Annotated in this window: 6 protein-coding genes; 4 read left to right on the top strand and 2 right to left on the bottom strand. The window is 65.0% G+C overall.

Going from position 1 to position 6,091, the window contains the following annotated elements; translation table 11 throughout:
• Positions 1–350: 350 nt before the first annotated feature.
• The gene (locus P9236_RS28050; RefSeq protein WP_278077868.1) at positions 351–2,177 is read right to left on the bottom strand and encodes a DEAD/DEAH box helicase; all 1,827 of its coding nucleotides are present in this window, start codon (positions 2,175–2,177) and stop codon (positions 351–353) included.
• 602 nt (positions 2,178–2,779) lie between these two features.
• On the opposite strand from P9236_RS28050, the gene P9236_RS28045 reads away from it, so the two are divergent.
• Entirely contained in the window at positions 2,780–3,814 is a 1,035-nt protein-coding gene (locus tag P9236_RS28045) for an aspartate-semialdehyde dehydrogenase (protein WP_067323616.1), read from the top strand.
• A gap of 344 nt (positions 3,815–4,158) precedes the next feature.
• Here P9236_RS28045 and P9236_RS28040 read toward each other — a convergent pair whose 3' ends face one another.
• The gene (locus tag P9236_RS28040; protein WP_278077866.1) at positions 4,159–4,566 is read right to left on the bottom strand and encodes an ACT domain-containing protein; all 408 of its coding nucleotides are present in this window, start codon (positions 4,564–4,566) and stop codon (positions 4,159–4,161) included.
• A 144-nt stretch (positions 4,567–4,710) separates the two neighbouring features.
• Here P9236_RS28040 and P9236_RS28035 point away from each other — a divergent pair, with 144 nt between their 5' ends.
• The 3 genes from P9236_RS28035 to P9236_RS28025 all read left to right on the top strand — a co-directional run bounded on the left by P9236_RS28035 (position 4,711) and on the right by P9236_RS28025 (position 6,065).
• Positions 4,711–5,121 carry a DoxX family protein gene (locus P9236_RS28035; protein ID WP_278077865.1) on the top strand — a complete coding sequence of 137 codons (411 nt, stop codon included), beginning with the start codon at positions 4,711–4,713 and terminating at the stop codon, positions 5,119–5,121.
• Between the two features lie 12 nt (positions 5,122–5,133).
• Positions 5,134–5,661, top strand: a complete 528-nt coding sequence (locus P9236_RS28030; RefSeq protein WP_278077864.1) for an SRPBCC family protein — start codon at positions 5,134–5,136, stop codon at positions 5,659–5,661.
• A 140-nt stretch (positions 5,662–5,801) separates the two neighbouring features.
• Positions 5,802–6,065 carry a YMGG-like glycine zipper-containing protein gene (locus P9236_RS28025; protein ID WP_278077863.1) on the top strand — a complete coding sequence of 88 codons (264 nt, stop codon included), beginning with the start codon at positions 5,802–5,804 and terminating at the stop codon, positions 6,063–6,065.
• Positions 6,066–6,091: the final 26 nt, after the last annotated feature.

Raw genomic sequence — 6,091 nt, 5'->3', positions numbered from 1 at the left:
GGTCTCCTCCGCTGGAGTTAATCACAGCCCAGCTTGGCACATTCGATGCCGCAAGGGGCCGTCCACCCATCATTCTATGGCGAAGCAAGGAGCGGAGCGACGCAGCGCAGACCATAGAATCCTGCCGTTACCTACAGGCGTTGCGCGGGTGCAGAAAAGCTTCGTTCTGCGCCGCCTTGCCCTTCGCGCGAGGTCACGGCATGGATCCTCGGGTCTACGCGTCCGCTTCGCTTCCGCTCCGCCCGTGGATGACGAAGTTCGGACGCTTCGGCCAATTTCCAAGGTTGCGATTTGCTGCTGAAGGAGGTGCCGATGTTCCCTGCGGGTCAGCTACCAACTTGATCGCGAACCTACGCTGGCCGCTTCGCCTTCTTGTGCTTTGCCGGCTTGTCGAACTTCGCCTTGCCGGGCTTCTTCGCCCAGGGCTTCGACTCCGCCGTGCCGGCGGGCCGATGCTCGCCCGGCGCGCGTTTCTCGAACTTGGGCGCATTCTGCTTGCCGCGATGCGGCTTCTTCTCCGGTTTCGGCGGCTGGTAGCCGGCTCTCGAAAGGTCCGGCGTGCCGTCCAGCCGCTTCACCGCAATGCTGCCCTGCAGTTTGCGGTCGGGGCCGATCGCCGCGAGGAACCGGTCGGCCCAGTCGGCCGCGACCTGGACGAAGGTTTCCTCCGGCTGCATCTTGATGGCGCCGATCTCGCGCTTGGAGATGTTGCCGGTGCGGCACAGCATCGGGATCAGCCAGCGCGGTTCGGCATTCTGCCGGCGTCCCACCGACAGCGAGAACCAGACGCTGTCGCCGAAATCATCGCGGCGGCTGGGTGCTTCGTCCCTGCGCGCGAACTTTTCTTTCGACGGAGCGAACGGCGCGACGTCGAGCAGCTCCTCGGGCGCCGAGCGGCTGCCGCGGCAGAGCCGCACGAAGGCGGCAGCCACCAGTTCGGCGCCATGCCGCTCGAGAAGTGCCGTGGCGAAGTCACGCTCCTCGTCCTTCACCGGCTCGCCGAGAGCCGGATCGGTCAGGATGCGTTCGTCGTCATGCCTCAGCACATCGTCGGCCGAGGGCGGGCTCGCCCAGGTCGCGGTCAGGCCGGCATTGGCAAGCAACCGCTCGGTGCGACGGCGGGCGTTGCCCGGCACGATCAGCGCGCTGACGCCTTTTCGTCCGGCGCGCCCGGTGCGGCCGCTGCGATGCAGCAGCGTCTCCGGATTGGTCGGCAGGTCGGCGTGGATGACCAGGTCGAGATTGGGCAGGTCGATGCCGCGCGCCGCCACGTCGGTGGCGATGCAGACCCTGGCGCGGCCGTCGCGCATCGCCTGCAGCGCGTGGCTGCGCTCGTTCTGGCTGAGCTCGCCGGAAAGCGCCACGACGGAGAAATTGCGGTTGTTGAAGCGCGCGGTGAGATGGTTGACGGCGGCGCGGGTGTTGCAGAACACCATCGCGTTGGTGGCCTCGTAGTAGCGCAGCACGTTGATGATGGCGTTCTCGCGATCGGCCGGCGCGACGGAGAGCGCCCGGTATTCGATGTCGAGGTGCTGCTTTTCCGCGCCACCGGCGGAGATGCGCACGGCGTCGCGCTGGTAGCTCTTCGCCAGCGTGGCGATGGAGCGCGGCACGGTGGCGGAAAACATCAGCGTGCGCCGCTCGGCAGGCGCGGCGTCGAGGATGAATTCGAGGTCCTCGCGGAAGCCGAGGTCGAGCATCTCGTCGGCCTCGTCCAGCACCACGGCCTTCAGCGCCGACATGTCGAGCGCGCCGCGACTGATATGGTCGCGCAGCCGGCCGGGCGTGCCGACGACGATGTGGGCGCCACGCTCCAGCGCGCGCCGCTCGCCGCGCATGTCCATGCCGCCGACGCACGACGCTACGGTCGCGCCGGTCAGCGCGTAGAGCCATTCCAGCTCGCGCCGCACCTGCAGCGCCAATTCCCGGGTCGGCGCCACGACCAGCCCCAGCGGCGCGCCGGCGGCGGCGAAGCGTTGCGCGCCGCCGAGCAGGCTCGGCGCCAGGGCAAGGCCGAAGGCAACCGTCTTGCCGGAGCCGGTCTGGGCCGAAACCAGCGCGTCGGCCGCGCCCAGCCCTGGCGCCAGCACCGCTTTTTGCACCGCCGTCAGCTCGACATAGCCGCGATTTTGCAGCGCCTCTGCAAGCGCAGGCACGATCGTTTCGAAACTGGACATCTTGTTCTTTCGGAATTCGGGGTTCTGCGCTCGTCGTGGAGCACAAGGCCGGCACTGCGCCAGCCGAACGAATTTGGGCGTTCGTACTTCCTGCAGCCGCCATTGTACAGAGCAAGCGGCGCCGCTTCTCCCTTCTCCCCTTGTGGGAGAAGGTGGCCGCGAAGCGGCCGGATGAGGGGTGTTCCAGGGAACGCCAGCGTCTCACTCCGCTGGAGCACCCCTCATCCGACCGAGCTTCGCTCGGCCACCTTCCCCCACAAGGGGGGAAGGGAAGGCGGCGCTTGACGCTGATTGACTCTTTTACCAAAGCGCGTAAAAGCCGGCACCGAACGGGATCGTTTTTCGATGCGCGGCCCTTTGATGGCTCTTCTTGCATTCGATGCCCCCAGCCACGATGCGCAGCATCGGGCCGGGCGTTTCGACGCATCCCCTCGTTCCAGCAAGATTCCGGGTTCCAGCAAAACCACGGCCAAAACCACCACTAAAACGGTGTGATTCCCTTGGCCAAACCACCCTCTCCCGGGTTCGGCCCGGGGGACGGAACCCGCATGAGGCCGGCGGGTTTTCTCCAACAACCAAGCGGAGAGGGACAGGAGATTTCGATGAGTTTCAAGGTTGCGGTAGTCGGCGCCACGGGCAATGTGGGCCGCGAAATGCTCAACATTCTGGACGAGCGCGGCTTTCCGGCGAGCGAAGTGGTGGCGCTGGCCTCGCGGCGCAGCCAGGGCACGGAAGTGTCCTTCGGCGACCGCACGCTGAAGGTCAAGGCGCTCGACACTTATGACTTTTCCGACACCGACATCTGCGTCATGTCGGCCGGCGGCAATGTCTCCAAGGAATGGTCGCCCAAGATCGGCAAGCAGGGCTGCGTCGTCATCGACAATTCCTCGGCCTTCCGCTACGACCCGGACGTGCCGCTGATCGTGCCGGAAGTGAACCCGGACGCGGTCGAGCTGTTCTCGCGCAAGAACATCATCGCCAACCCGAACTGCTCGACGGCGCAGCTGGTCGTCGCGCTGAAGCCGCTGCATGACGTCGCCACCATCAAGCGCGTCGTCGTCGCCACTTACCAGTCGGTCTCCGGCGCCGGCAAGGAAGGCATGGACGAGCTGTTCACGCAGACGCGCGCGGTCTTCGTCGCCGACCAGGTCGACGTCAAGAAGTTCACCAAGCGCATTGCCTTCAACGTCATCCCGCATATCGACGTCTTCCTCGACGACGGCTTCACCAAGGAAGAGTGGAAGATGGTGGCCGAGACCAAGAAGATGCTCGACCCCAAGATCAAGCTGACGGCGACCTGCGTGCGCGTGCCGGTGTTCATCGGCCACTCGGAGGCGGTCAACATCGAGTTCGAGAAGCCGATCACCGCCGACGAAGCGCGCGAGATCCTGCGCGAGGCGCCGGGCTGCCAAGTCTTGGACAAGCGCGAGAACGGCGGCTATATCACGCCGCTCGAATCGGCCGGCGAGGACGCCACCTTCATCTCGCGCATCCGCGAGGATTCGACCGTCGACAACGGCCTGTCGATGTGGGTGGTCTCCGACAATCTGCGCAAGGGCGCGGCCCTCAACGCCGTGCAGATCGCCGAGCTCCTGGTGGAGCGCGGCCTGATCCAGCCGAAGAAGAAGGCGGCCTGACGGCAGTTTTGTTCTCGCTCACGGGCCGTACCGCCGCTGCCGCGGCTGGCCCTCCGCGGGGGCGCCGGACGACCGGCGGCCCGCAGTCGCGGGCTTGTAGTACCTCCTCCTTCTCCCCTTGTGGGAGAAGGTGGATCGGCGCGTAGCGCCGAGACGGTTGAGGGGTGTTTCAGCGGAGTGAGACGCTGGCGACCTAATCGCTGGACGAACGATATCGCCAAGCTGGAACACCCCTCATCCGTCGCCTTCGGCGACACCTTCTCCCACAAGGGGAGAAGGGAAGGTTAAGCCTTTGATTTCAAGAATGTCTTGTCCCGAAACCGGTCCGCTTTCGGGACACATGCTTAGCCGCCGCTCTCCGCCGCCAGCTGCCGCAGGATGGCGAGCGCCTCCTCCGCCCGCTCCGCCGGGACGAACAGATGGTCATGATAGAAAGCCGAGACCGGATTGACGCCCATGCCGGCCGCGGCAAGGCGGGTCGTGATGGCTGCCAGGAAGCCGACAGCCTCCAGCGAGGAATGGATATTCAGCGTGATCATCCGGCAGCGGAACGTGCCGGCGGGGCCGGCTGATTTCGCCTTGTCCTCCGTCACGATCAAGGTCAGGCCTTCCCGCTCGCGAAAGCTCATCACCGGATCGAGTCCGTCCGGCATGGCTACCCCCGGCGGCAGTGTCACAAAGACATGAACGTCGGGCAGCAGTTGCGGCGTCATCGACGCCAACAGTCTTTGCAGGTCGGTCTCGCCGGTCATGGTGTCTCCTTCCTGTCCATGCGCCCATTGAACCACGCGTTTGGGAAAAGTGCATCGACCCTTGTAGGATAGCCCCGCTCTCCCTCGTCCTTGGCTCGAAGCTGGCAAACAGCCAGGGGCTCGAATCAACCGGAGGGAACGCCAATGAGCATTTCGCAAGCCGCGCCCGTCTCGAACGGCGCCTTGTGGACCGGGCGCGTGCTCAGCGCCATCGTGGTCCTGTTCATGATCTTCGACGGCGTCATCAAGCTGCCGCCGCTCTCAGTCGTCACCGAGACGATGGGGCAACTCGGCTGGCCGGCCGATCCAAACACCGCGCGGCTGCTCGGCATCGTCGGGTTGATCTCGACCGCGCTCTATGCCTTTCCGCGCACGTCCGTGCTCGGCGCCATCCTGCTCACCGCCTATATGGGCGGAGCCATTTCCACGCATGTGCGCATCGGCAACCCGCTGTTCTCGCATACGCTGTTCGGCGTCTATCTCGGTATTGTCCTGTGGGGCGGGCTCTATCTGCGCGATGCCAGGGTGCGCGCGCTGATCCCGTTCAGCCGCTAAGAGGAGATAAAGATGCTTGCCACCATCCTCATCATCGTCGTCGTCATTATCGCCGCCGTCCTCGTCCTTGCCGCGACGCGCCCGAACGATTTCGTCGTCAGCCGCTCCGCGGGCATCAAGGCGCCGGCCGAGGCGATCTTCCCGCTGATCAACGATTTCAAGCAATGGCCAAGCTGGTCGCCCTTCGAAAAGCTCGACCCGAACATGCAACGCACGCTTTCCGGCGCCGACAGCGGCAACGGCGCGGTGTATGCCTGGGAAGGCAACAGCAAGGCCGGCAAGGGGCGCATGGAGATCACCAACTCGGTGCCGGCGTCGCTGGTCTCGCTCAAGCTCGACTTCGAAAAGCCGTTCCGGGCCAACAACACGGTCGATTTCACTTTGTCACCGTCGGGCGACGGCACCAGCGTCACCTGGTCGATGCGCGGCTCCCGGCCGTTCATCGCCAAGCTGATGGGCCTGTTCATGAATTTCGACGCGCTGATCGGCAAGGACTTCGAGGCCGGACTCGACAATCTGAAGCGCGCCACCGAACGGTAAAAGGTTAGCAGCTTCAATAATATAGCTGGCAGCCGACGCTAGTTTCGCCGGCAATCTTCATTGCCTCGGGATCAAATTAGCCGTCTGCGAGTTTAAGACATGGCGGCGAGGACGGCGATCCGCGTGAGAGAGGAACCGCAATGAAGAAAGCGATGGTCATTCTGGTGTTGGCGACGGCGCTGGGCGCTTGCTCGCAAACGGAAAAGGGTGCTGCGATCGGCGGGTTGGGCGGTGCGGCTGTAGGCGCTGCTGTGGCCAACAACCCGACCCAAGGGGCCATTGTCGGAGGTGCCGTCGGCGCGGTCGCCGGCGCGCTGATCGGCCATGCCAGCGAAAGCGGCCAGTGCCGCTACCGCGACCGGTACGGACGCGTCTATATCGCGCGTTGCCCGTCAGGCTATTGAGCTGATTTACCGTTCAAGCAGGTAGG

It is taken from the genome of Mesorhizobium sp. WSM4884 (assembly GCF_029625675.1).
Taxonomy (GTDB): domain Bacteria; phylum Pseudomonadota; class Alphaproteobacteria; order Rhizobiales; family Rhizobiaceae; genus Mesorhizobium.
This window is presented reverse-complemented; position numbering and strand designations above follow the sequence as displayed.